18 protein-coding genes are annotated in these 21,311 nt (G+C 73.8%); 7 read left to right on the plus strand and 11 right to left on the minus strand.

Translation table 11 applies throughout. The features are described 5' to 3' along the window. Nucleotides 1–5 precede the first annotated feature (5 nt). The gene (locus ONA70_RS13560; RefSeq protein WP_265006759.1) at nucleotides 6–668 is read left to right on the plus strand and encodes a DedA family protein; all 663 of its coding nucleotides are present in this window, start codon (nucleotides 6–8) and stop codon (nucleotides 666–668) included. Nucleotides 669–677: 9 nt separating this feature from the next. On the opposite strand, the gene ONA70_RS13565 is transcribed toward ONA70_RS13560, so the two are convergent. The 5 genes from ONA70_RS13565 to lysX all read right to left on the minus strand — a co-directional run bounded on the left by ONA70_RS13565 (nucleotide 678) and on the right by lysX (nucleotide 8,487). Then, nucleotides 678–2,237 carry a cellulose binding domain-containing protein gene (locus tag ONA70_RS13565; RefSeq protein WP_265006760.1) on the minus strand — a complete coding sequence of 520 codons (1,560 nt, stop codon included), beginning with the start codon at nucleotides 2,235–2,237 and terminating at the stop codon, nucleotides 678–680. A 155-nt stretch (nucleotides 2,238–2,392) separates the two neighbouring features. Beyond that, nucleotides 2,393–3,814 carry a carbohydrate-binding protein gene (locus tag ONA70_RS13570; RefSeq protein ID WP_265006761.1) on the minus strand — a complete coding sequence of 474 codons (1,422 nt, stop codon included), beginning with the start codon at nucleotides 3,812–3,814 and terminating at the stop codon, nucleotides 2,393–2,395. A gap of 75 nt (nucleotides 3,815–3,889) precedes the next feature. Next, entirely contained in the window at nucleotides 3,890–4,681 is a 792-nt protein-coding gene (locus ONA70_RS13575; protein WP_265006762.1) for a YidC/Oxa1 family membrane protein insertase, read from the minus strand. A 125-nt stretch (nucleotides 4,682–4,806) separates the two neighbouring features. Next, a complete protein-coding gene (locus ONA70_RS13580) occupies nucleotides 4,807–5,100 on the minus strand; it encodes a DUF6412 domain-containing protein (protein WP_265006763.1) in 294 nt (97 codons plus the stop codon). 54 nt (nucleotides 5,101–5,154) lie between these two features. Continuing rightward, nucleotides 5,155–8,487, minus strand: a complete 3,333-nt coding sequence (gene lysX, locus ONA70_RS13585; RefSeq protein WP_265006764.1) for a bifunctional lysylphosphatidylglycerol synthetase/lysine--tRNA ligase LysX — start codon at nucleotides 8,485–8,487, stop codon at nucleotides 5,155–5,157. Between the two features lie 222 nt (nucleotides 8,488–8,709). Between lysX and ONA70_RS13590 the strand changes: the two genes are divergently transcribed. Both ONA70_RS13590 and ONA70_RS13595 read left to right on the plus strand, forming a co-directional pair. Continuing rightward, nucleotides 8,710–10,092: an FAD-dependent oxidoreductase gene (locus tag ONA70_RS13590; RefSeq protein WP_265006765.1), complete on the plus strand. Its 1,383-nt coding sequence runs from the start codon at nucleotides 8,710–8,712 to the stop codon at nucleotides 10,090–10,092. A gap of 133 nt (nucleotides 10,093–10,225) precedes the next feature. Next, a complete protein-coding gene (locus ONA70_RS13595; protein ID WP_265006766.1) occupies nucleotides 10,226–11,647 on the plus strand; it encodes a WGR domain-containing protein in 1,422 nt (473 codons plus the stop codon). Nucleotides 11,648–11,689: 42 nt separating this feature from the next. Here the strand turns inward: ONA70_RS13595 and ONA70_RS13600 are convergent, their stop codons facing one another. Both ONA70_RS13600 and ONA70_RS13605 read right to left on the minus strand, forming a co-directional pair. Continuing rightward, nucleotides 11,690–12,946: a hypothetical protein gene (locus ONA70_RS13600; RefSeq protein WP_265006767.1), complete on the minus strand. Its 1,257-nt coding sequence runs from the start codon at nucleotides 12,944–12,946 to the stop codon at nucleotides 11,690–11,692. A gap of 2 nt (nucleotides 12,947–12,948) precedes the next feature. Then, the gene (locus tag ONA70_RS13605) at nucleotides 12,949–13,464 is read right to left on the minus strand and encodes a SigE family RNA polymerase sigma factor (protein ID WP_265006768.1); all 516 of its coding nucleotides are present in this window, start codon (nucleotides 13,462–13,464) and stop codon (nucleotides 12,949–12,951) included. 89 nt (nucleotides 13,465–13,553) lie between these two features. On the opposite strand from ONA70_RS13605, the gene ONA70_RS13610 reads away from it, so the two are divergent. Continuing rightward, a complete protein-coding gene (locus ONA70_RS13610) occupies nucleotides 13,554–14,423 on the plus strand; it encodes an aminoglycoside phosphotransferase family protein (protein WP_265006769.1) in 870 nt (289 codons plus the stop codon). 17 nt (nucleotides 14,424–14,440) lie between these two features. Here the strand turns inward: ONA70_RS13610 and ONA70_RS13615 are convergent, their stop codons facing one another. Continuing rightward, the gene (locus tag ONA70_RS13615; RefSeq protein ID WP_265006770.1) at nucleotides 14,441–15,250 is read right to left on the minus strand and encodes an Fpg/Nei family DNA glycosylase; all 810 of its coding nucleotides are present in this window, start codon (nucleotides 15,248–15,250) and stop codon (nucleotides 14,441–14,443) included. A gap of 138 nt (nucleotides 15,251–15,388) precedes the next feature. On the opposite strand from ONA70_RS13615, the gene ONA70_RS13620 reads away from it, so the two are divergent. The 3 genes from ONA70_RS13620 to rocD all read left to right on the plus strand — a co-directional run bounded on the left by ONA70_RS13620 (nucleotide 15,389) and on the right by rocD (nucleotide 18,380). Then, nucleotides 15,389–16,057, plus strand: coding sequence for a thrombospondin (locus ONA70_RS13620; protein WP_265006771.1), 669 nt, complete (start codon nucleotides 15,389–15,391; stop codon nucleotides 16,055–16,057). 293 nt (nucleotides 16,058–16,350) lie between these two features. Further along, nucleotides 16,351–17,166, plus strand: a complete 816-nt coding sequence (gene ddaH, locus ONA70_RS13625; RefSeq protein ID WP_265006777.1) for a dimethylargininase — start codon at nucleotides 16,351–16,353, stop codon at nucleotides 17,164–17,166. Beyond that, nucleotides 17,166–18,380 carry an ornithine--oxo-acid transaminase gene (gene rocD / locus ONA70_RS13630; RefSeq protein ID WP_265006778.1) on the plus strand — a complete coding sequence of 405 codons (1,215 nt, stop codon included), beginning with the start codon at nucleotides 17,166–17,168 and terminating at the stop codon, nucleotides 18,378–18,380. The genes ddaH and rocD overlap by 1 nt, the downstream gene beginning before the upstream one ends. Nucleotides 18,381–18,441: 61 nt before the next feature. Here rocD and ONA70_RS13635 read toward each other — a convergent pair whose 3' ends face one another. From ONA70_RS13635 to ONA70_RS13645, 3 genes are all read right to left on the minus strand, one after another. Then, on the minus strand, nucleotides 18,442–19,590 hold the full coding sequence (locus ONA70_RS13635) for an FHA domain-containing protein (protein ID WP_265006772.1): 1,149 nt from the start codon (nucleotides 19,588–19,590) through the stop codon (nucleotides 18,442–18,444). A 165-nt stretch (nucleotides 19,591–19,755) separates the two neighbouring features. After that, a complete protein-coding gene (locus tag ONA70_RS13640; RefSeq protein ID WP_265006773.1) occupies nucleotides 19,756–20,808 on the minus strand; it encodes a fatty acid desaturase family protein in 1,053 nt (350 codons plus the stop codon). Between the two features lie 120 nt (nucleotides 20,809–20,928). Then, a partial coding sequence (locus ONA70_RS13645) for an SCO7613 C-terminal domain-containing membrane protein (RefSeq protein ID WP_406601189.1) occupies nucleotides 20,929–21,311 on the minus strand: 383 nt, incomplete at its 5' end.

Here is a 21,311-nt window from a genome sequence, read left to right on the forward strand (position 1 = left end):
CGCCCATGGCTCTCGCCCAGAACGTCGACCCGAACCAGTTCACCGGGCTGACCGGATGGGTGGCGAGCGTCATCGACTCACTAGGTGCCCTCGGGGTGGCGCTGCTGGTGGCCCTGGAGAGCGTCATCCCACCGATCCCCAGCGAGATCGTGCTGGCCATGGCGGGCTACCTGTCCGCCGAGGGACGGTTCAGCGTGGTGCTGATCGTGCTGGCCGCGACGGCCGGCTCGCTGCTCGGCGCGCTGATTCTCTACTGGCTCGGCGCGGTGCTCGGCGAGGAACGGCTGAAGCGCTGGCTGGACCACATCCCGCTGGTGGACCCCGAGGACCTGACGAAGGCCGACCGCTGGTTCGAGCGGTACGGGAAGTGGGCGGTGCTGGTCGGCCGGGTGGTGCCGGTGGTCCGCAGCCTGGTCTCCGTACCGGCCGGCGCGGAGCGCCTGCCGCTGGGCCAGTTCGTGCTGCTCACCACGATCGGCAGCGGGGTGTGGAACGCGTTGCTCGTGGGGCTCGGCTTCGCCCTCGGCTCCCGCTGGCAGGAGGTCGGCCGGTACAGCGACTGGTTCAACTACGCGATCTTCGCGGTCTTCGCCGTGATGATCGGGGGCTGGGCGGTGAAAAAGGTACGCCGGCGGCGCGGCCGGCGATCGGTGACCGCCGGCCGCTGACCCGCAGGCTCAGAACTGCGCGGTGATCGAGGTGAACTCCCAGGTGTTCTGGGCGATGCCGGAGCAGTTCGAGACCACGCCGCCGCCCGGGCAGGGCCGGTCCCGGTTGACCGACCAGAAGGTGAACCGGGCGAGGCCGCGCGCCTTGGCCCAGTCCCGGATCTGGGTCCAGGTGGCCGGCGAGGTCAGTTCCTGCTGGTCGGAGAGGCCGTTCATGCCGGAGATGCCCATGTGGGCGTACGCGGTGGCGTCGGACCAGCCGAACGCCGTCTTGAGCGCGTTCTTCAGCCCCTCGGCGGCGTTCACCGTGCTCTGGTACATGTTCGTGCCGCCGCCGAAGTCGAACGGCATGATGGTGAAGACGTCGATGTTGGCCTGGAGCGCGGCGGCCTGGTTGATCAGCCGGGTGCCCCACCAGTTCGGCCCGCTGGTCGACGTGCCGATGGTGACGATGGTCTTCAGCCCGGGGTTGTTCTGCTTGACGATCTTCAGGGCGCCGAGGATCCGGTCCTGCACCACCTCGTTCTCGAACTCGTCGGTGTTCTCGATGTCGATGTCGATCGCCTTCAGCCCGTAGGCGTTGATGACCTGCTGGTACGCGCCGGCCAGGGCGCTGGCCGAGGAGCAGTTCGGGCCGAGCTTGTTGCCGCTCCAGCCGCCGAACGAGGGGATCACGTCGCCGCCGGCCGCCCGGATCGCGGCGATGGTGTTGGCCCAGGTGCTGCCGGTGAGCGAGCCGGTGCCGTCCCAGGCCGGCGTGCAGCCGCCGCCGGAGAGCACGAACGCGATGGTGAACCACTTGACCCCGGTCGCGCCCATCACCGTGGCCGGCGCGGGCGGGTCGCCCCACCCCGGGTAGAGGTAGGGCGCGGCGGCCATCGCGCCGCCGCCGCCGGTGCAGCCGGTGGTGCTGCCCGACACGGCCGTCGACTTCGCCGACTCGCCACTGGCGTTGTACGCGGTGACCGTGTAGCTGTGCCCGGTGCAGGCGGCCAGGCCCGAGACGGTGGCCGAGGTGCCGGTGACGGTGGCCTTCACGCTGGTGCCCTCGTACACCCGGTAGCCGGTGACCGTCCCCGAGACGGCGTTCCAGGCCAGCGAGATCGAGGTGCTGGTGGCGCCGGTGACGCGCAGGCCGCCCGGGGTGGCCGGCGCTCCCGGGGTGCCGCCACCGCCGGTGCAGGAGCCGCCGTTGACCATGCAGTTGATCGGGTCGCCGGTGCCGCTGACGACGAAGCCGAAGGTGGTGCTGGCGCCCGGGGCGAGGGTGCCGTTCCAGGACTGGTTGACCGCGGTGACGTGCTGTCCCGAGGTGGTCAGCAGGGCGTCCCAGAACGTGCCGAGGGTGGTGCCGGACGGCAGGTCGAACTGGACGTTCCACGAGGAGATGCTGGCGGAGCTGTTGTTGGTGACGGTGAACTTCGCCTCGTACCCGGTGTCCCAGCTGGACGTGCGGACGAAGGCGGCGGTGGCGGCGGAGGCGGGTGGCGCGGCCAGCACGGTGGCCGCCACCAGGGCGGTGGCGAGCGCGGCGGCGAACGTCGCCACGCGGGCGGAGCGGAGTCTCACGGCGTCCTCCAGGGACCGTTGTGGTGGTGGAGAGGCATTTACAACCGTCGACGTGCGCCCATTATTAAGAGTGTTAACTGTTTCTGTCTAGAGGGAGTGTCAGGAGGGGCCCCCTCACCGGCACCAGGCGGTCAGAAGGGGCCCCTCCTGTCACCTCAGTGGCGGAAGGTGAACCAGTTGACGTTGACGAAGTCGGCCGGCTGGCCGCTGCTGAACGTCAGGTAGACGGTGTGCCGCCCGGTGACCGCGCCGATGTTGCCCGGCACCGAGCGCCAGCTCTGCCAGCCGCCGGTGTTGGCGATCGCGAAGCTGCCGATCGGCGGGGCGGTCGGGCTGTCCACCCGGACCTCGACCAGGCCACTCACCCCGGCCGACGCGCCGGAGGCGACCCGGGCCAGGAAATCCTTCGGCGGGGTGCCGCCGAAGTCCACGTTGTCGTAGCGGGCCCAGTCGCCGTTGGCGAGCCAGCCGATGTTCTGGCCACCCTCGGCGCACGCCTCCACCTGCACCCCGTTCTGGGCGTTGTACGCCTCGGCCTGGATGGTCGAGTACGCGTCGACCGTGCCGCCCGGCGGCGGGGTGGTCGGGGTCGGCGACGGTCCGCCACCACCCCTGCCGTAGACCGCCACGTAGTCGACCAGCATCGGCCGGCCGGAGACGGTCGACGAGGTCGGCGTGCCGTAGCCGGCCACCCCGTTGGGGAACGAGCCACCCATCGCCACGTTGAGCAGCAGGAAGTAGCCGCCGTGGTTGGTCATCTGGCCCCAGTACGGGTCACCGACCTGGTTCTGGCTGACGGTGTGGAAGAGTTGGCCGTCCACGTACCAGCGCAGTTGCTGGGGAGTGACCGAGGCGTCCCACTCGGTGCGGTAGGTGTGGAAGGCGGACTGGCAACTGCTGCCGGGGCAGGCCCGGGTGTTGCCGAGGCCGTTGAACTCGTTGCACGGGCCGCCCGGGGCGTAGCCGCAGTGCAGCGTCCCCCAGACCTGGTTGAGCCCGTTGACGTTCTCCATCACGTCGATCTCGCCGATGCTCGGCCAGTTCTGGTAGTTGCCCCGGTACGGCGAGCCGAGCGACCAGAACGCCGGCCAGTAGCCGGCCGCCTCCGCGCCGGTGACGTTCGGCATCTGGATCCGGCCCTCGATCGCCAGCACTCCCCCGGCCGGCGGCTTGAAGTCGGTGCGGACCGTCTCGATCCGGGCCGAGGTCCACCGGCCGCCGGCGTCGCGCAACGGGGTGATCCGCAGGTTGCCGGCGCCGTCCTGGGACAGGTTGGCGGTGCTCGAGGTGTACGTCTGGATCTCGCCGGTGCCCCAGTTGGCCGGGCCGCCCGGGTAGCTGGTGCCGGTGTCGATGATCCAGTTGGCGGACGAGGGCAGGGTCCCGGCCGCGCCGGTGAAGTCGTCGCTCCACACCAGACTCCAGCCGGTCGGGGGCGGCGGCACGGCGGCGTGGGCGGTGACGGAGACGGCGGCGAGGACGGTGGTGGTGGCGACCGCGAACGCGGCCAGGGCGAGCCGCCGGCGTGGGCGGCGCAGGGTGGATGGGGCGGCCGAGGCCGCCGGGGCAGGATTCATCGGGATGCCTCTCTGCGGGACGGGGGCAAGAGAGCGCTCTCTGGAGCGTTTTCTACGCCCCCGGCCCCCGCCTTGTCAACGCACGTCGATGGATGCCGGCTGCGGCCGGCGCAGCACGGCCTGCTCCAGTGCGGTCCACGCGGTGGCGGTGACCAGGTAGAGCACCGCCGCCAGCGGCACCACCAGGGCCACCAGCACGGTGGTGTACGGCAGCAGCGGCAGCACCCGGGCCAGCGCGGCCGCGCCCGGCCCCTCGGTCGGCGTACCGGCCACGGCGCCGGTGGCCGCCGCACGGCGGGCCCGCCGGGATGACCACCAGGCCAGCGCGAGCAACGCGGCCAGCAGCACCCCGAACACCGCCACCACGGCCACGGAGAGCCCGTCGCCGAGGTGCCAGCCCAGCGGGACCCCGGCCAACTTCTCGTCCAGCAGCGCGCCCGACGGCTCCAGGTCGCTGCGCGGCGTCAGACTCGCCGAGCTGGAGTCGTCGAGGCCGTCACCGGTGGCGAAGAGGCGGTACATGACCAGGAAGAACGGCGCCTGCAACAGCGCCGGCAGGCAGCCCGCGACCGGGCTGGCCCCGGCCCGCCGGTAGAGCGCGAAGAGCTCACTCTGCAGGCGGGCGGGGTCGTCGGCGTACCTCCGTTGGAGGTCGCGGACTTCGGGGGCGAGCGCCGCGCGGCGCCGCTCCCCGCGGACCTGGGCCAGGCTGAGCGGCGAGATCAGCAGCCGGACGCCGACGGTGAACAGGACGATGGCGGCGGCCGTGGCGGCCCCGCCGGCCAGCGGCGCGAGCGTGTCGGCGAGCCAGGTGACGACGGTGGCGGCGACGGACGCCGCGGTGTGCAGTGGTGCGAAGGCAAGCATGGGGAACCCCTCGGTCCGATACCCGGATGCCCCGACGGGACGACGCGTCCGATCGGGACGGATGACGACGGAACCGGCCGCGCAGCCGCCCGCCGTGCCCGGCGGGGACCGGGGAGGGCGGAGCGCTACGCGGCCGAGGGGCGCAGGCCGGGCGCGCGGGGACGCGGCCGGCCGGCGGCGTCCGGGTCGGCCTGCCGGGGCACCCGACGGCCCCGGGCCCGGGCCCGCAGGGCGGTCGCGTGCCGGGTCGCGCCGGGCGCGCCGGGCACCGCCCGGGACCGGAGCGCGAGCAGCGTGGCCAGCAGCAGCGCGGCGGCCACCGCCGCGCCGGCGAGCAGCGTCGCCGGGCGGTCCGCGAGCACGGTGAGCTGGGCGAGGGCGTACGCCCACGCGCTCGTCACCGCCAGCACCCCCGGCACGCCGCCCAGCCTAGAACCCGCTGTCACCCCCGCCGGCCCGCTCGTCGGGCGGGGTCAGGAGGATTCGCGGACCAGGGGGAAGGGCAGGGTTTCGCGGATCGAGCGGCCGGTCAGGAGCATCACCAGGCGGTCCACGCCGAGTCCGAGGCCGCCGGTGGGCGGCATGGCGTACTCCAACGCGGTGAGGAAGTCCTCGTCGAGCTCCATCGCCTCCGGGTCACCGCCGGCGGCCTTCAGCGACTGCTCGGTCAGCCGGCGCCGCTGCTCGGTCGGATCGACCAGCTCGGTGTACGCGGTGCCCAGCTCCATCCCGAAGGCGACCAGGTCCCACCGCTCGGCCAGCCGCGGGTCGCGCCGGTGCTGCCGGGTCAGCGGCGACACGTCGGTCGGGAAGTCCAGGTAGAACGTGGGCACCTCGGTGCGCGCCTCGACCAACCGCTCGTACAGCTCCAGCAGCACCGCGCCCCGCTCCCACCGCGGGTCGTACGGCACCCCGGCGGCGTCGCAGAACTTGCGCAGCGCGGCCACGTCGGTGTCGGCCGTGACCTCCTCGCCCAGGGCGGTGGAGATCGCCTCGTTGACCGTACGGGCCGGCCACTCACCACCGAGGTCGACCAGCTCGCCGCCGGGGCGGCGGGCGACCGGCTCGCCGTGCACGGCCACCGCCGCCGCCACGATCAGCTCCCGGGCCAGCGCCCGCATGTCGTGGTAGTCGGCGTACGCCTGGTACGCCTCCAGCACGGTGAACTCCGGGTTGTGGGTGGCGTCGACGCCCTCGTTGCGGAACGCCCGGCCCAGCTCGTACACCCGCTCGACCCCGCCCACGGCCAGCCGCTTCAGGTACAGCTCGGGCGCGATGCGCAGGCTCAGCCGCAGGTCGTACGCGTTGCTGTGGGTGACGAACGGGCGGGCGTTGGCCCCGCCGTGCACCCGCTGGAGAATCGGCGTCTCCACCTCCAGGAAGCCCCGCCCGACCAGCGCGGAGCGCAGGCTGTGCAGGGCCGCGCCGCGGGCCCGCAGCAGGTCCCGCGCGTCGGCGTTGATGGCCAGATCGAGGTAGCGCTGCCGGACCCGAGCCTCCGGGTCGGCCAGCCCGTGGTGCTTGTCCGGCAGCGGATGCAGGCACTTCGCGGTGAGCTGCCAGTCGGCCACCCGCACCGACACCTCGCCGTGCTTCGTCGCGTACACCTCGCCGGTGGCCCCGACGTGGTCGCCGATGTCCACGGCGGCCCGCCAGCGGTCCAGGTCGTGCTCCAGCATCAGCTGGAGATCGCCGCTGCCGTCCCGCACGGTGGCGAAGAGCACCCGGCCGTGGTCGCGGACCAGCATCACCCGGCCGGCCACCGCCACGGTCTCCCCGGTTCCGGTGTCCGGGGCCAGTCCGGCGTGCCGCTCCCGCACCGCCGCGCAGCGCTCCGTCCGCGGGTAGCCCACCGGGTACGGATCGATCCCCTCGGCGCGGAGCCGGTCGAGCTTGGCCAGGCGTACCCGGACCTGCTCCGGCCGCTGCACCGGGGCGGGCTCGGACGGGACGGCCCGGACCGCCGCGGCGGCCGGCGGCACGTAACCGACGCCGCCGCCGGCCGGCGGCACCCCGTGCAGCGGGGCGGGCCGGCCGCCGGGCAGGGCCAGGAAGCCCTCGGCGGCCGCCGCCGCGATGCCCACCCGGGCCAGCTCCCGGCGCTCCGCGAAGCACAGGTAGCGCGGCGTCCAGTGCGGCTGGTACTTGGCGTTGGACAGGTAGAGCGACTCCAGCTGCCACCACCGGGAGAAGAAGAGCAGCAGGCCCCGCCAGAGCCGGATGACCGGGCCGGCGCCGATCCGGGCGCCCTGCTCGAACACCGAGCGGAACGCCGCGAAGTTCAGCGAGACCCGCTCGACGCCGATCCGGGGGCCGCCCGCCAGCAGCGCCGCCACCATGAACTCGGTGACGCCGTTCTCGGCGCTCCGGTCCCGGCGCATCAGGTCCAGCGATACCCCGTGCGCGCCCCACGGGCTGAACGACAGCAGGCCGCACACCCGGCCCTCACCGTCCCGCGCCTCGACCAGCACGCACTCGCCGTCGGCCGGATCGCCGAGCCGGCCCAGCGCCATCGAGAAGCCGCGCTCCTGCTCGGTGTCCCGCCACGCCGTGGCCAGGCCGGCCAGCCGAGCCAGTTCCTCGGGCGGGATCTCCGCGTGCCGGCGTACCCGGGCGGTGTAGCCGGCCCGCTCCACCCGGTGCACCGCCTGGCGCACCGGACGCATGTCCCGGCCGTCCAGGTCGAACTCGCGGGTCAGCAGGATCGCCTCGTCGCCCAGCTGGAGCACCTTCAGCCCGTGCCGGTGGTACGCCCGTGCCCCGGCCTCGCTCGCGCCGAGCACCGCCGGCGTCCAGGCGTACTCGCGGGCCTGGCCGAGCCACGCCTCGATGGCCGGGCCCCACGCCTCCGGGTCGCCGACCGGGTCGCCGCTGGCCAGGCTGACCCCGTTGACCACCCGGTAGGTGATCACCGCCTTGCCGCTCGGCGAGAAGATGGCGGCCTTGTCCCGGCGGGTCGCGAAGTAGCCGAGCGAGTCGCGGTCGCCGTACCGGGCGAGCAGTTCGCGGATCCGCTCCTCCTCGTCCGGGTGCAGCACCGCGTTGGCCCGCTGCGACCGGACCAGGGTGAACAGGCCGGCCACGAAGCTGATCGCGCCGAGCCCGCCGAGCACCAGGTTGACCCAGCCGGGCGCGTGGCCCTTCCGGGTCAGGTCCAGCGTGATCGCGCCACCGAACACCTTCTCGACCGCGTACCCCAGCCGGTCCGACCAGGTGTGCAGGCTGCCCGGCTCGATGAGGAGCAGCAGGTAGCCGAGCCCGACGGAGAGCACGGCCAGGCCGAGGAAGACACCCAGGGCCCGGAAGGTACTGCCGCGGCGGACCCGGGCGTAGAACTCGCGCCGGGCGGCGAGCAGCAGGGCCAGCGCGACGGCGGCGAAGACGATGCCGACCCACACCCCGACCGTCTCCAGAGTGTCGAACAGCCGCTCCCCGGCGTCGTCGGTGAGATCATTGCCCCCCACGGTCAGCAGCACCACCCCGGCCAGCAGGCCGACCAGCAGGGTGAGGCTGAAGTACGCGACCAGCACCCAGTACGCGAGCCGCTTGCGGCGCAGCACCGCCGAGGCGAGGGTGCCGAGGAAGACCGCGTACGCCAGGTTGGCCGGCGCGGGCACCAGCAGCGCGTCGATCGCCTTCCGGACCGGCTGGAACTCCAGCCGGGCGGCACTGCTCACCGCGGCCAGCGCGCAGACCACCGCGACCACCCAGAGCAGGGTCGCGAACGCCCGCGGCACCTGGCGTCGCCACCCCCCGCCGGCACGCCGGGCGTCGTTCACCTTCCGTGACGCGGTGCTTGAGGTCAACGCCGCCTCCCTCACTGCCGGTGACCGACGCGGGCCGGGCGTCAGGCCGGGCCCATCGTAGTCGCGGGAACCCCGCCGAACCCCCGGTCCTGCCCGTGAAGTCGCTGAGAGAAACCTGAGCCTGCGGAGCTGCTGGACCGGCTGGTCGACCGGGTCCGCCCCGAGCTGTCCCGGCACGGCGACCGCGCCCGCGCTCGATCTCCCCGTGACAGGATGGGCTGCGTGGCGGAACAGCTGATCGTCGTCGGCGGGGACGCGGCCGGGATGGCGGCGGCGTCCCAGGCCCGGCGCCGCCGGAACCCCGCCGACCTGGAGATCGTGGTTTTCGAGCGGGGGCACTTCACCTCCTACTCGGCCTGTGGCATCCCGTACTGGATCAGCGGCCTGGTCCCGGAGCGGGACCAGCTGATCGCCCGCGACCCGGCGACCTTCCGCGACACGTTCGACATCGACGTCCGGCTGCGGCACGAGGTCACGGCCATCGACCTGGACCGCCGCGAGGTGGTCGCCCGGGACCTGGCCGGCGGCGGCACGGTCCGCGCGGGCTTCGACAACCTGGTGTACGCGACCGGCGCGGTGCCGGTGCGGCCCGACTGGGTGCGCGACGACATCGACGGGGTCTTCGGCATGCAGACCCTCGACGACGGCACCGCGCTGCTCGACTGGCTGGAACGCGACCCGCGGCCCCGCCACGCGGTGGTGGTCGGCGGCGGCTACATCGGCGTCGAGATGGCCGAATCGCTGGTCGCCCGCGGGCTCACCGTCAACCTGGTCGAGCAGGCCGACCAGCCCATGTCCACGGTGGACGCGGACATGGCCGAGCTGGTCGCCGAGGCCATGCGGGGGTTCGGCATCGGCATCCGTACCGACCTGCGGGTCACCGGCCTGGAGGCTCGGGACGGGCGGATCGCCGCGGTGGTCACCGACGAGGGGCCGATCCCGGCCGACGTGGTGATCCTGGGTCTCGGCGTACGCCCGAACACCGCGCTCGCCGCGGCGGCCGGCCTGCCGCTCGGACCGACCGGCGGGATCCGCTGCGACCGGCGGATGCGAGTGCCCGGGGTGCCCGGCGTCTGGACCGCCGGCGACTGCGTGGAGACGCTGCACCGGGTCAGCGGTATGCCGGTGCACGTGCCGCTCGGCACCCACGCCAACAAGCAGGGCCGGGTCGCCGGGATCAACATCGGCGGCGGGTACGCCACCTTCCCCGGCGTCATCGGCACCGCCGTGACCCAGGTCTGCGACCTGGAGGTGGGGCGGACCGGCCTGCGCGAGCGGGACGCCACCGCGGCCGGGTTCGAATTCGTCACGGTGCTGGCCGAGTCGACCAACCGGGCCGGCTACTACCCCGGCGCCCGGACCATGACGGTCAAGCTGATCGCCGAACGGCCCGGCGGCCGGCTGCTCGGGGCGCAGATCGTCGGCTGGTCCGAGGCGGCCAAGCGGATCGACGCGCTGGCCGTGGCGCTGTGGAATGGCATGACGGTGGACGAGATGACCGCGCTGGACCTCGGCTACGCCCCGCCGTTCGCGCCGGTCTGGGATCCGGTGCTGATCGCCGCCCGCAAGGCCGTCGACGCCCTCGCCGGCACCGGCCGCCGGTAAGGAAGGGCCCCTTCTTAACGCCTTTCGCATAGCAGGGGCCCCCTTTTAACAACCCGTTCTTGTCGGGGGGCGGGGTTAGCGTGTGCGCGCTGTCGCGTTGCCGGGTCCGGCACTTCCCCTCGGAGGCATCCCCATGTCACAGGAGACGACCTACCTCGAACTGTCCGAAGTGGACGGTGGAGCGCACAAGTTCTACGAGATCGCGGTGGACGACACCGCGATGACCGTGCGCTACGGGCGGATCGGCGACCAGGGCCAGGTGAAGACCAGCACCTTCCCGGACAACGCCCGGGCCCGGGCCGCCGCGGCGAAGAAGATCGGCGAAAAGATCCGCAAGGGGTACGCCCCGGCGGTGCGCGGCGTACGCCAGAAGCGGGCGGTGTCCCGCCGGCAGATCGTGAGCACCCGCTCCACCGCCCGCACCGCCCCGGTCCTCTGGCGCTACCACTCCGGGGCGCCCGCGTTCGGCATCTTCATCGACGGGCAGACCTGCATGGTCGGCAACGAGTACGGCGTGATCACCACGCTGGACCACGACGCCCGGGTGCTCAACCAGGTCCGGCTCCCCGACGGGGTGAAGTGCATCGTGGCCGACGACGCCTGGATCTACGCGGGCTGCGACGACGGCAACGTCTACGACCTGTCGGGCAAGGTGCCCCGGGTGGCGTACGCGATCGCCCCGGACATCGACATCTACTGGCTGGACATCCACGACGGCGTGCTCGGCGTCTCCGACCGCGAGGGTGGGATCGCCGCGATCGACCACGAGGACGAGTTCCTCTGGCGCCGGCCGGGGCGGGGCCGGTCCGCCTGGATGGTGCGCTGCGACACCGACGCGCTCTACCACGGCCACTCCCAGGGGGTCACCGGCTACGACTGGCGGACCGGGCAGGAGCTGTGGCACACCCGGACCGGGGCGGTGCTCTTCGGCTGGCAGGAGCGCGACACCGTGTTCGCCGGCACCGGCACCCGTGAGGTGGTGCGGCTGCGCAAGGACGGACGGGCCGAGCGGACGTACCGCTGCGACGCCGCGGTCTTCTCCTGCGCCACCGCCGAGGGCGGCCGGTACGTCTTCGCCGGGGACAGCGCCTCCTCGATCTACTGCTTCGACGAGGCCGGCAACCGGCTGTGGAAGCTCGGCACCGGCTGCGGCTCGGCGTACTCGATGCAGTACCACCAGGAGCGGCTCTACGTGGTGACCACCAGTGGCCACCTGGCCTGCATCGACGCCAGCGAGCCGGCGATCCGGGCGGCCGAGGCGGGCGACGTGCCCGACGTGGTGGACGTCAAGGCGCCGGCCCGCATGCCCGAGCCGGCCGCCTGGACATCGGTGGAGGTGACCACCGACGACCGGTCCGGCGTGGTGGTGCAGTGCGTCGAGCAGGGCGGCCGGATGCGCATCCACGTGCTCTCCGACGGCTACCACCGCGGCTGGTCGGTGCAGTTTCCCAAGGGCATCCGCGAGCCGGGGGCGCGCTACCTGGTCACCGAGGTCCGGGAGTCCGGGCGGGGCGGCTTCTACCGGGCGTACGGCGACATCCGCCGGCTGCGCTGAGGGCTCCGGTCCGGGGGCGGTGCGGGACCGCCCCCGGACCGGTCACCGGCAGGTCCAGCGGACCGGCCGGACGTCCTGGTCGTTGCGCTCGAGCTTCCCGCCGAGCACCCGGCCGTCGTCGCTGAAACTGGTCACCCCGCCCTGCCGCTCGCCGCGCCAGTCGTCCGGCACGGGCAGCTTCACCGACCTCGTGTCGGTGATCATGCCGGGGACGTCATCGGAGACCCAACCGGCCATCCAGCCCCGACCGTTGCCGGTCCCTGACCAGAGGACGCCCTTCAGTACGTCCGCCTGCCCGGTCCGCAGGTCGATCCGCACCGGGTACCTGGTTATGCCGTTCCGGGGAACCACCTTGGTGTCGCGTTCGGCGGTGCCGGTCACCCAGCCACCGGCCAACGACAGGGGCAGGAACCGGTCGGCCTTCCCGCCGGGCACCCGCGGCAACGGCAGCACCTCCGGCCGGGCGGCGCCCGGACGCCACACCACCGCGCGGGTGGGCTTGTCCGGGTGCCCGTCGGACATCGCGGCCAGGATGGTGCCGTCCTCGTCGATGCCGACGGCCGTGCCCTCCCACTGCGGGCCGGGCAGCGGCAGGTCGACCGACTGGCTCCGGTATGAGTCCCAGACCACCGGCCGTCGGATCCAGGGTTTCCCGGGAAGCAGATTGCGGTAGCCGACGATCCGGCCGGCGTCGTTGACGGCCGTCGCACCCCCGGACGTCAACCCGGGCAGACCGATGACCTCACCGTTGCGCACCGCCCACGCCTGCCACTCGTTGCCGGCCGCTAACGATGAACCCACCGCCAGGCCTGCCCGGTTCACATCCTTCAACTCCTGCATCGAGCCCGGCAGCTCGACCTCCCGGACCCGGTCCCCCTCCCAGATCAGCAGGCCGAAATCCATCCGACCCTGCCCCTGCGGGGCCCGACGGCCGACCAGCCACCGGCCGTCCGGGTCACCGCCGGTGACCGCGGCCCGTGGATCGCCCGGCACGGGCAGCAGCTCGGCCCTGCACACCCCCTGCCACGGGCCGGTCGGCCGCGGTTCCGGCAACGGCATCGACGGGCTGGGGCTCGCGGCCGGCGCAGGCGCCGCCCGCCCGTCCCCGTGCAGCGCCGCCGGCAGCGCGGCCACCGCCAGCACGCCCAGCGCAACGGCCCCGGCCGCCGCCACCCGGCGGTTACGTCGCCGCCGGCGCGCCTCCCGCATCGCCCCCGGCAGGTCGATCCGGGGCGGGCCGGCCGGCTCGTCGTCCAGCCACCGCAGCCGGTCGGCGACGTGTTCGTCATCGGTCCTCATGATCAACGCTCCTCTCCGGTCCGGCCGGCCAGCTCGCGGTCCCCGAGCAGCCGTCGCATCGCCGCCAGGCCGTGCGAGGTCTGGCTCTTGACCGTGCCGGCCGAGCAGCCCAACGTCCGGGCCACCTCCTCCACCGGCAGGTCGTGCAGGAAACGCAGCACCAGCACCGCCCGCTGGCGGGGCGGCACCTGAGCCAGCGCGTCCCGCAGCACGGTGCGGTCCTCGGCGCCCCGGTCCTCGGTGGATCGCACGTCGGGCGGCCCGCCGAACAGGTGCACCCGCCACCAGCCGCGCCGCCGGGTGTCCAGGAAGTGCCGGACCAGCACCGTGCGGACGTACGCGTCGAGCTGCTCGACCTCGCCGATCCGCGCCCAGCGCAGGTAGAGCCGGGTGGCGGTCTCCTGCACCAGGTCGTCGGCCTGGTCGCGGTCGCCGCAGAGTCCGTACGCGAGCCGCCGCAGCGCCGGCAGGCGCGCGGTGACGTACTCGATGTATTCCTGGTCCGATGCGTCCGGCATCCGGCCACCTCCGTGGGATTCGCTGTTCCAGACGCCAGCGCCCGGGAAACGGTTGTACGCGACCGGGAGACAGCGCCGAGGATGGCCGGATGGAGATCCCCGAGAGCCTGCGGTGGACCGAACGGATCCCGGCCGGCCGGGCCTGGCGGGCCGTGCTGCCGGACCGGCTGGCGGAGTGTGTCGAGCGGTGGGACCTCCGGGTGGTGGGACCCCCGTTCGGGTACGCCTTCGCCTCGCTGGCCGTACCGGCCGAGCTGCCGGACGGTACCCCGGCGGTGCTGAAGCTCCAGTACCCGGACGAGGACAGCGTGCACGAGGCGGCGGCGCTGGCGCACTGGGCCGGCCGGGGCGCGATCCGGCTGCTGGCCCACGACCCGGAGCGGCGGGCGCTGCTGGTGGAGCGCTGCCTGCCCGGCACCCCGCTGTCCGAACTGTCACCCGAGGCAGCCCTGGATGCGGTGGTGGCGCTGCTCCCCCGGCTCGGTGTGCCGGCCGGCCCGCCGTTCACCCCGCTCGCCGAGGAGGCGGCCGGCTGGGCCGAGCGGATCCCGGCCGACTGGGCGGAGGCCAACCGGCCGTACGAGCGGCGGCTGGTGGACGTCGCGCTCGGGCTGCTCGCCGACCTGGTGCCGAGCCAGGGCGAGCAGGTGCTGGTCAACCAGGACCTGCACGCCGGCAACGTGCTCCGGGCCAGCCGGGAGCCGTGGCTGGCGATCGACCCGAAGCCCCTGGTCGGCGAGCGGGAGTTCGGGCCGGTGCCGATCGTGCGCGGGATGGAGCTGGGGCACTCGCCGGCAGCGGTCCGGCACCGGCTGGACCGGCTCAGCGCCGAGCTGGGCCTGGACCGGGAACGGGTCCGGGCCTGGACCATCGTGCACACCACGGCGTGGAGCATCGGCAACGGGCAGGTCTTCCCGAACCAGGTCGAGGTGGTCCGCTGGCTGCTCGGCGAGGAGTGAGCGGTTCCGGTAAGGCCTCAGCCGGCCTGGCAGGTGGCGCACCAGTAGAGGTTGCGGCCGGCCAACTCGCCCCGGCTGACCCCGGTGCCGCAGACGTGGCAGGGCGCGCCGGGCCGGCGGTAGACGTACACCTCGCCGCCGTGCCGGTCGACCCGGGGCGCGCGGCCCATCGCCTCCGGCAGGTGGATCTCCCGTACGGTGTCGATCCGGCCCCGCTCGACCGCGAGGGTCATCAGCGCGACCAGGTCGGCCCAGAGTTCCCGCCAGCCCGCCGGGACCAGTTCGCGGCCGGGCAGAGTGGGCGGCAGCCCGGCCCGGAACAGGGCCTCCGTCACGAAGATCAGCCCGGTGCCGGCCACCACTGACTGGTCCAGCAGCAGCGCGGCCAGCGGGGTGGCACTGCGCCGGATCCGCGCGTACGCCCGGTCCGGGTCGGCGTCGGCGCGCAGCGGGTCGGGGCCGAGCCGGCCGCGCAGCGCAGTCACCTCGGGCGGGGTGAGCAGCTCGCAGGCGGTCGGGCCGCGCAGGTCCAGCCAGTGCCGGTCGCTGGCGAGCCGCAGCCGGATCTGGCCGACCGGGGGCGGGGGTTCGCCGGGGCCGTCGGTGACCTTGCCGTAGAGCCCGAGGTGCACGTGCAGGGTCAGCTCGCCGGCGAAGTGGTGCAGCAGGTGCTTCCCGTACGCCTCGGTGCCGTCGAGGACGGTTCCGGTGAGCCGGGCGGCACCCTCCGCGAAGCGGCCCTGCGGGCTGGCGGCGTGCACCTTGTCGCCGGCGAAGAGCTCGGCGTGCCGGGCCGCCAGCCGGTGGATGGTGTGTCCCTCTGGCACGCCGGCAACGGTAGCCCCGGCCGCCTGGGCGACGCCGGTCGGGAGGTGCGACCCGTCGACGGGTGTCGACTTATCCCCGGCGGGGTACGTCCTGAGTGTCATGCGCGGCCTCCGCGCTCTGACCAGGAGGTGACGAAAGTGAAGATTTTGCACCGCCGGAACGCTCCGGCGCGCAGTGCGGATGTGAACGGCGACGGCGTCGTTGACGCCCACGACGACAACCCGGTCGCGGCCCGGGCCGACGGCCAGTCGGCGGCCACCGACCGCGACGCGGAGCGGACGATGACCGGCCGGCCGCTGGGCTCGGCTGCCCCGCGCACCGGCACCGCGGTCGCCCCGGACCCGGCCGAGGAGCGCACCGTCGACCTGGACCGGGACGGTCGGCCCGACCGCCCGGTGGCCGCGGACCTGGACGGGGACGGCCGGCCGGACCGGCCGGTCGAGCGGCGCGACGTCGACACCACCCCTGTGGCGGTCGGCCCGAAGCCCCGGGCCAGCCTGCTCGCCACGCTCGGGCTGATCGTGTCGGTGGTCGGCGCCCTGTTCGTGCTCTCCGGCGCCCTCGCCGGGTACGGCATCGGGCTGGGCGCGGTCGGCGCGGTGCTCGCCGTGCTGGGCCTGATCGCCACCCGCCGCCGGCACGTGGCCGGCAAGACCGACGCGCTGATCGGTGTGGTGGTCGGTATCGCCGCAGTGGTGCTCGGCGTCGTGGCGATGACCGGCCAGTTCGACTGGCCGACCACCGACGGCGAGTGGGTGGGCCGGTTCCGCGAGTGGCTCGACTCACAGTTTGCCAACTGGTTCTGACGGGCACTGTCCCGCGCGCCGGCGCAGCTCCGGCACGCCCGATCAGCTCTGGTGGTTCACCGGCCGGGCACCACCTCTTTCGGGGGCGGCGGTTTCGCCGCCCCCGAAGCGTGTCCCCACATCGATGACGCAACGATCCGCCGGGGGAAGCTCACCAGACGCAACGATCCGTCGCCGTACGCAACTTCTCGCGGTGGATGTCGTCGGCCCGGGCCACATACCGTTGGACCACGGCGCCAGCCCGTGGGCCGACCGTGGCCGGGCGCGCCCGACACTGGGAGCACGACATGACGATGGACGCCATCCGCCAGCGCTTTCTGATGTGCCGGCCGACGTACTTCGCGGTCGACTACGCGATCAACCCGTGGATGGACCCCACCGCGCCGGTCGACGCCGACCTGGCGATCCGGCAGTGGGAGCGGCTCCGCCAGACGTACGTCGACCTGGGCCACGAGGTCGAGCTGATCGACCCGGTCGCCGGCCTGCCGGACATGGTCTTCGCCGCAAACGGCGGCACGGTGATCGACGGCAAGGCCATGGCGGTGCAGTTCCGCGACCCGCAGCGCGCCGACGAGGCCCCCGCCTACCGCGCCTGGTTCGAGACGGCCGGCTTCGAGATGCACGACCCGAAGCACGTCAACGAGGGTGAGGGCGACGTCCTGCTGGCCGGCGACCACCTGCTCGCCGGCACCGGGTTCCGCACCGCGCACGCCTCACACGCCCAGCTCCAGGAGGTCTTCGGCTACCCGGTGATCACCATGCAGCTGGTGGACCCGCGCTTCTACCACCTGGACACCGCGCTCACCGTGCTCGACGAGCGGACCGTGGCGTACCTGCCGGAGGCGTTCTCGCCGGGCAGCCAGGCGGTGCTGCGCCGGCTCTTCCCGGACGCGATCCACGCGACCATGGCCGACGCCGAGGTGCTGGGGCTGAACGCGGTCAGCGACGGGCGGCACGTGGTGCTCCCCGCCCAGGCCACCGACCTCGCCGCCAAGCTGCGCGACCGGGGCTACGAGACCATCGGGATCGACCTGTCCGAGCTGCGCAAGGCCGGCGGCGGACCGAAGTGCTGCACGTTGCGACTCCGTCAGGGAAAGGCAATCAAGTGATCATCGACGACATGCTGCGGACGCCGTCCGCCGTCCAGGACGCGGAGCGGCACACGGCGCACAACTACCACCCGCTGCCCGTGGTGATCTCGTCCGCCGAGGGCGCCTGGCTGACCGACGTGGACGGCCGCCGCTACCTGGACTGCCTGGCCGGATACTCGGCGCTGAACTTCGGCCACCGCCACCCGAAGCTGATCGAGGCCGCGCACGCGCAGCTCGACCGGCTCACGCTGACCAGTCGGGCGTTCATCCACGACCAGTTCGCCGACTTCTGCCGCGAGCTGGCCGCGCTGTGCGGCAAGGAGCTGGTGCTGCCGATGAACACCGGCGCCGAGGCGGTGGAGACCGGCATCAAGGTCGCCCGCAAGTGGGGCTACCAGGTCAAGGGCGTCACCCCGGGGCAGGCCAACATCGTGGTCGCCGAGGGGAACTTCCACGGCCGGACCACCACCATCGTCAGCTTCTCCACCGACGAGGACGCCCGCGCCGACTTCGGGCCGTACACCCCGGGCTTCACGGTCGTCCCGTACGGCGACCTGGCCGCGCTGACCGCCGCGATCGACGAGAACACGGTCGCCGTGCTGCTCGAGCCGATCCAGGGCGAGCAGGGTGTCGTGGTCCCGCCGGAGGGCTACCTGCCGGGCGTCCGCGAGGTCTGCACCGAGCGGAACGTGCTGTTCATCGCCGACGAGATCCAGTCGGGCCTGGGCCGCACCGGCGCGACCTTCGCCTGCGACCTCGAGGGCGTCGTCCCGGACATGTACCTGCTGGGCAAGGCGCTCGGCGGGGGCATCGTGCCGGTCTCCGCGGTGGCCGCGAACGCCGACGTGCTCGGCGTGCTCAAGCCGGGCCAGCACGGCTCGACCTTCGGCGGCAACCCGCTGGCCTGCGCCGTCGCCACCGAGGTGGTCCGGCTGCTGGCCACCGGCGAGTTCCAGCGGCGCTCGGCCGAGCTGGGCGAGCGGCTGCACGCCGGGCTGCGCGGCCTGGTCGGCAAGGGCCTGGTCGCGGTCCGGGGCCGGGGCCTCTGGGCCGGGCTGGACATCGACCCGGCGCTGATGACCGGCCGGCAGGCCTGCGAGCGGCTGATGGAGCGAGGCGTCCTGGCCAAGGACACCCACGGTTCGACCATCCGGCTCGCCCCGCCGCTGGTGATCACCGAGGAGGAGATCGACCACGCGGTGGCCCAGCTCGCCGCCGTGCTCGCGGGCTGATCCCGCCGTACGCGGAAGGGCGCCGGGACCATGACGGTCCCGGCGCCCTTCGTCGTCGGCGTCAGGGGCGCGGCAGCCGCATCGCCATGGTGGGCGCGTCGGCCATCACCGAGGTCGGGCTGAACTTCGCGTCGCTGGGCAGCTCGTCGGCCCGGCCGACCTGCACGCCCGGGTAGAGCTCGACCACGTCCCCCTCGGCCAGCACCCGGGACTGCTGCGGGGCGAGCGCGATCCGGTCCGCCTCGGCCATCGAGCCGCCGGGCCGGACGCCCGAGCCGTTGGTGCTGATGTCGGTCACGATCACCTCACCCACTCTCAGCTCGAACCGCACGTGGCTGCGGCTGATCCACCGCCGCGCCTCGTCGTTGAGCCACTGGCCGAGCAGGATGCCGTCGGCCGGGTCCGGCGCCCGGCCGACCAGCACCGGCTGGGCCTCGGTGAGCGCGAACCGCCGCCGCACCAGCCCGCCGATCCGGACCGCCAGCACCTCCGTACGCGGGCGCGGCCCGGCGTCGCCGAGCCGGGCGCCGTGCCGGGGACAGGTCGGCACGCCGTTGCGCAGGGTGGGCGGGGGCTGGCCGGCCGGGGCGCGGTCCGCCCGGGCCAGGTCGGCGAAGGCGCCGCCACCCCCGCCGCCGCCGAAGAGGGCGCACCCGGGTTCGGGGCAGCGCCACTGCCGGGTGAGCAGCTTCGCACCGGCCGGCGAACGGCCGCCGGAGGCCGGGCTCTGCCCGCCGCCGACGTGCGCGATGAACACCGGTCCACCGGCGCCGGGCACCGGGGCGAGCACCCGCCCGGCCTGCCCGAGCCACGGGTAGCGGCCGCCCAGCCCGTCGAACCGGACCCGGCTGAGCACCGGCAGGCCGAGCAGGTCGGCCACCTCGAGCACCCGGTCACCCGGGTGGTCCAGCACCTCGACCAGGCCGTCGTCGGCCCAGCGGCGGACCACCATCCGCTCGTTGGAGGTCAGGTCCGCGTCGGAGAGCAGGGCCCGGTGCACGATCGCGTAGACCGGCACGCTGTCCTCCCCCAGCTCACGGGCGAGGGCGTCGATCACCATGCCGAGCCGCAGCAGGCTGGCCGGCCGGCCGCCGTCCAGGTCCTGCCAGCGGATCACCTCGGCCAGGTCGACCACGGCGCGAGCCAGCGAGGGGTCGGTGGTGACCCGCCCCTCGATGGCGTCCAGCACCTTGCTGATCTCGAATCTCATGGGGCGCTCCGGACGATGTCGTCGATCCGCCGGGCCGGGGTGGACCCGCCCGGTTCGTCCCGCACCGCCTCGGCGGTGAGCACGTCTGCCATGCGACGACCCTACCGGCAGGGCCGGCCGGGCCCCTGTTCCGGCATGGCGGGGAGCCCGCGCCGACCCGCCGGGTTAGCCGCGCCGGAGCGGGCGGCCCACCTCGTGCAGGTGCGCCAGCGCCTGCCGGTACGACTCGACCAGCCCGGTCTCCACGTACGGGATGCCGTGTTCCGCGCAGTGCGCCCGGACGATCGGCTGGGCCCGGCGCAGGTTGGCCCGGGGCATGTTCGGGAAGAGGTGGTGCTCGATCTGGTAGTTCAACGCCCCCAGCGCCACGTCCACGAACCGGCCACCCCGCACGTTCCGCGAGGTGAGCACCTGCTTGCGCAGGAAGTCGAGGTCGTCGTCGGCGGTCGGCATCGGCATGCCCTTGTGGTTGGGCGCGAACGCGCACCCCATGTAGAGCCCCCACAACCCCTGGTGGACGGCGACGAAGAGCAGGGCCTTCCCCGGCGACATCACCGCGAACAGCAGGCCGAGGTAGCCGACGGCGTGCGCGACGAGCAGCAGCGCCTCCACCGCGCGGTGCCGCACCGGGGTCCGCCACCGGCCGTCCGGCTCCCGGCCGACCAGCGCCTGGACGCTGGCCACGTGCAGCGCCAGCCCCTCCAGCAGGAGCAGCGGAAAGAACAGCCACGCCTGCCGCCGGGCCAGCCACCGGCCGAACCCACGGGTCGCCGCCGCCTGCTCGTACGTCCACACCAGCGCGCCCGCCCCGACGTCCGGGTCCTCGTCGGCGTGGTTCGGGTTGGCGTGGTGACGGTTGTGCTTGTCCACCCACCAGCCGTAGCTCAGCCCGACGGCGAGGTTGCCGGCGACCAGCCCGGCCAGCTCGCTCGGGCCACGCCGACGGAACATCTGCCGGTGGCCGGCGTCGTGCCCGAGGAACGCCACCTGGGTGGTGGCCACCGCCATCCCGGCCGCCAGCGGCACTTGCCACCACGAGTCACCGACCGCCACCACCAGCGCCCAACCGGCCAAGAAGACGCCCAGGGTGAGCGCGATCCGGACCGCGTACCAGCCGGGCCGGCGCTCGAACAGGCCGGCTCCGGCCACCCGGCGGGACAACTGTGCGTAGTCGCTGCCGCGCCGGGTCGGTGGTGCCGTCAACGTCGGTGAGGTCATCCGATCCTGCTCTCCGGTGTCGTGGGTCACGCCGGCGGCGCGACTCTCCGTCACCAAGTCTGAACAAGATGGTTGCGCTGGGTAATCCCGGCAACCCCCCAACCGCAGGTGGTGCTATCCCTACCCCATCCGGCCCACCACGGCGCGCAGCCGGGCCAGGTCGCGGCGGCGCCGCTCGTAGGTGGCGGCCAGCCCGATCAGCGCCAGCCCGCCCAGCCCCAGGAAGATCCACCGGGGCAGCAGGTCCCAGCCCCGGGCCAGTTCGTGCAGCGCGAGTGGCACCAGGGCGGCCGCGCCCAGTACCACCGGCGCCTGCCAGCGCCGGACCGCCCCGGCGAGCACCGCGGCCAGCGCGACCACACCGAGCGCCAGCCGGCGCCACGGCTGCGGGTCCGGCGCCGCCACCACCGAGACCATGCTGGGCAGCAGCGCCGCCGCCAGCCCCGGGCCGAGCGGCAGCCGGTCGCCGTCGCGGAGCGGGGGCGGCCCGAGGCCGGCGAGGG

It is taken from the genome of Micromonospora yasonensis (assembly GCF_026013475.1).
GTDB lineage: Bacteria > Actinomycetota > Actinomycetes > Mycobacteriales > Micromonosporaceae > Micromonospora > Micromonospora yasonensis.

Excerpts from the sequence above, each read along its gene's own strand:
- ONA70_RS13560 (WP_265006759.1), top strand. The coding sequence starts at position 6 with ATGGCTCTCGCCCAGAACGTCGACCCGAACCAGTTCACCGGGCTGACC.
- ONA70_RS13570 (WP_265006761.1), bottom strand. The coding sequence starts at position 3,814 with ATGAATCCTGCCCCGGCGGCCTCGGCCGCCCCATCCACCCTGCGCCGC.
- ONA70_RS13575 (WP_265006762.1), bottom strand. The coding sequence starts at position 4,681 with ATGCTTGCCTTCGCACCACTGCACACCGCGGCGTCCGTCGCCGCCACC.
- ONA70_RS13595 (WP_265006766.1), top strand. The coding sequence starts at position 10,226 with ATGTCACAGGAGACGACCTACCTCGAACTGTCCGAAGTGGACGGTGGA.
- ONA70_RS13600 (WP_265006767.1), bottom strand. The coding sequence starts at position 12,946 with ATGAGGACCGATGACGAACACGTCGCCGACCGGCTGCGGTGGCTGGAC.
- ONA70_RS13605 (WP_265006768.1), bottom strand. The coding sequence starts at position 13,464 with ATGCCGGACGCATCGGACCAGGAATACATCGAGTACGTCACCGCGCGC.
- ONA70_RS13610 (WP_265006769.1), top strand. The coding sequence starts at position 13,554 with ATGGAGATCCCCGAGAGCCTGCGGTGGACCGAACGGATCCCGGCCGGC.
- ddaH (WP_265006777.1), top strand. The coding sequence starts at position 16,351 with ATGGACGCCATCCGCCAGCGCTTTCTGATGTGCCGGCCGACGTACTTC.
- ONA70_RS13635 (WP_265006772.1), bottom strand. The coding sequence starts at position 19,590 with ATGAGATTCGAGATCAGCAAGGTGCTGGACGCCATCGAGGGGCGGGTC.
- ONA70_RS13640 (WP_265006773.1), bottom strand. The coding sequence starts at position 20,808 with ATGACCTCACCGACGTTGACGGCACCACCGACCCGGCGCGGCAGCGAC.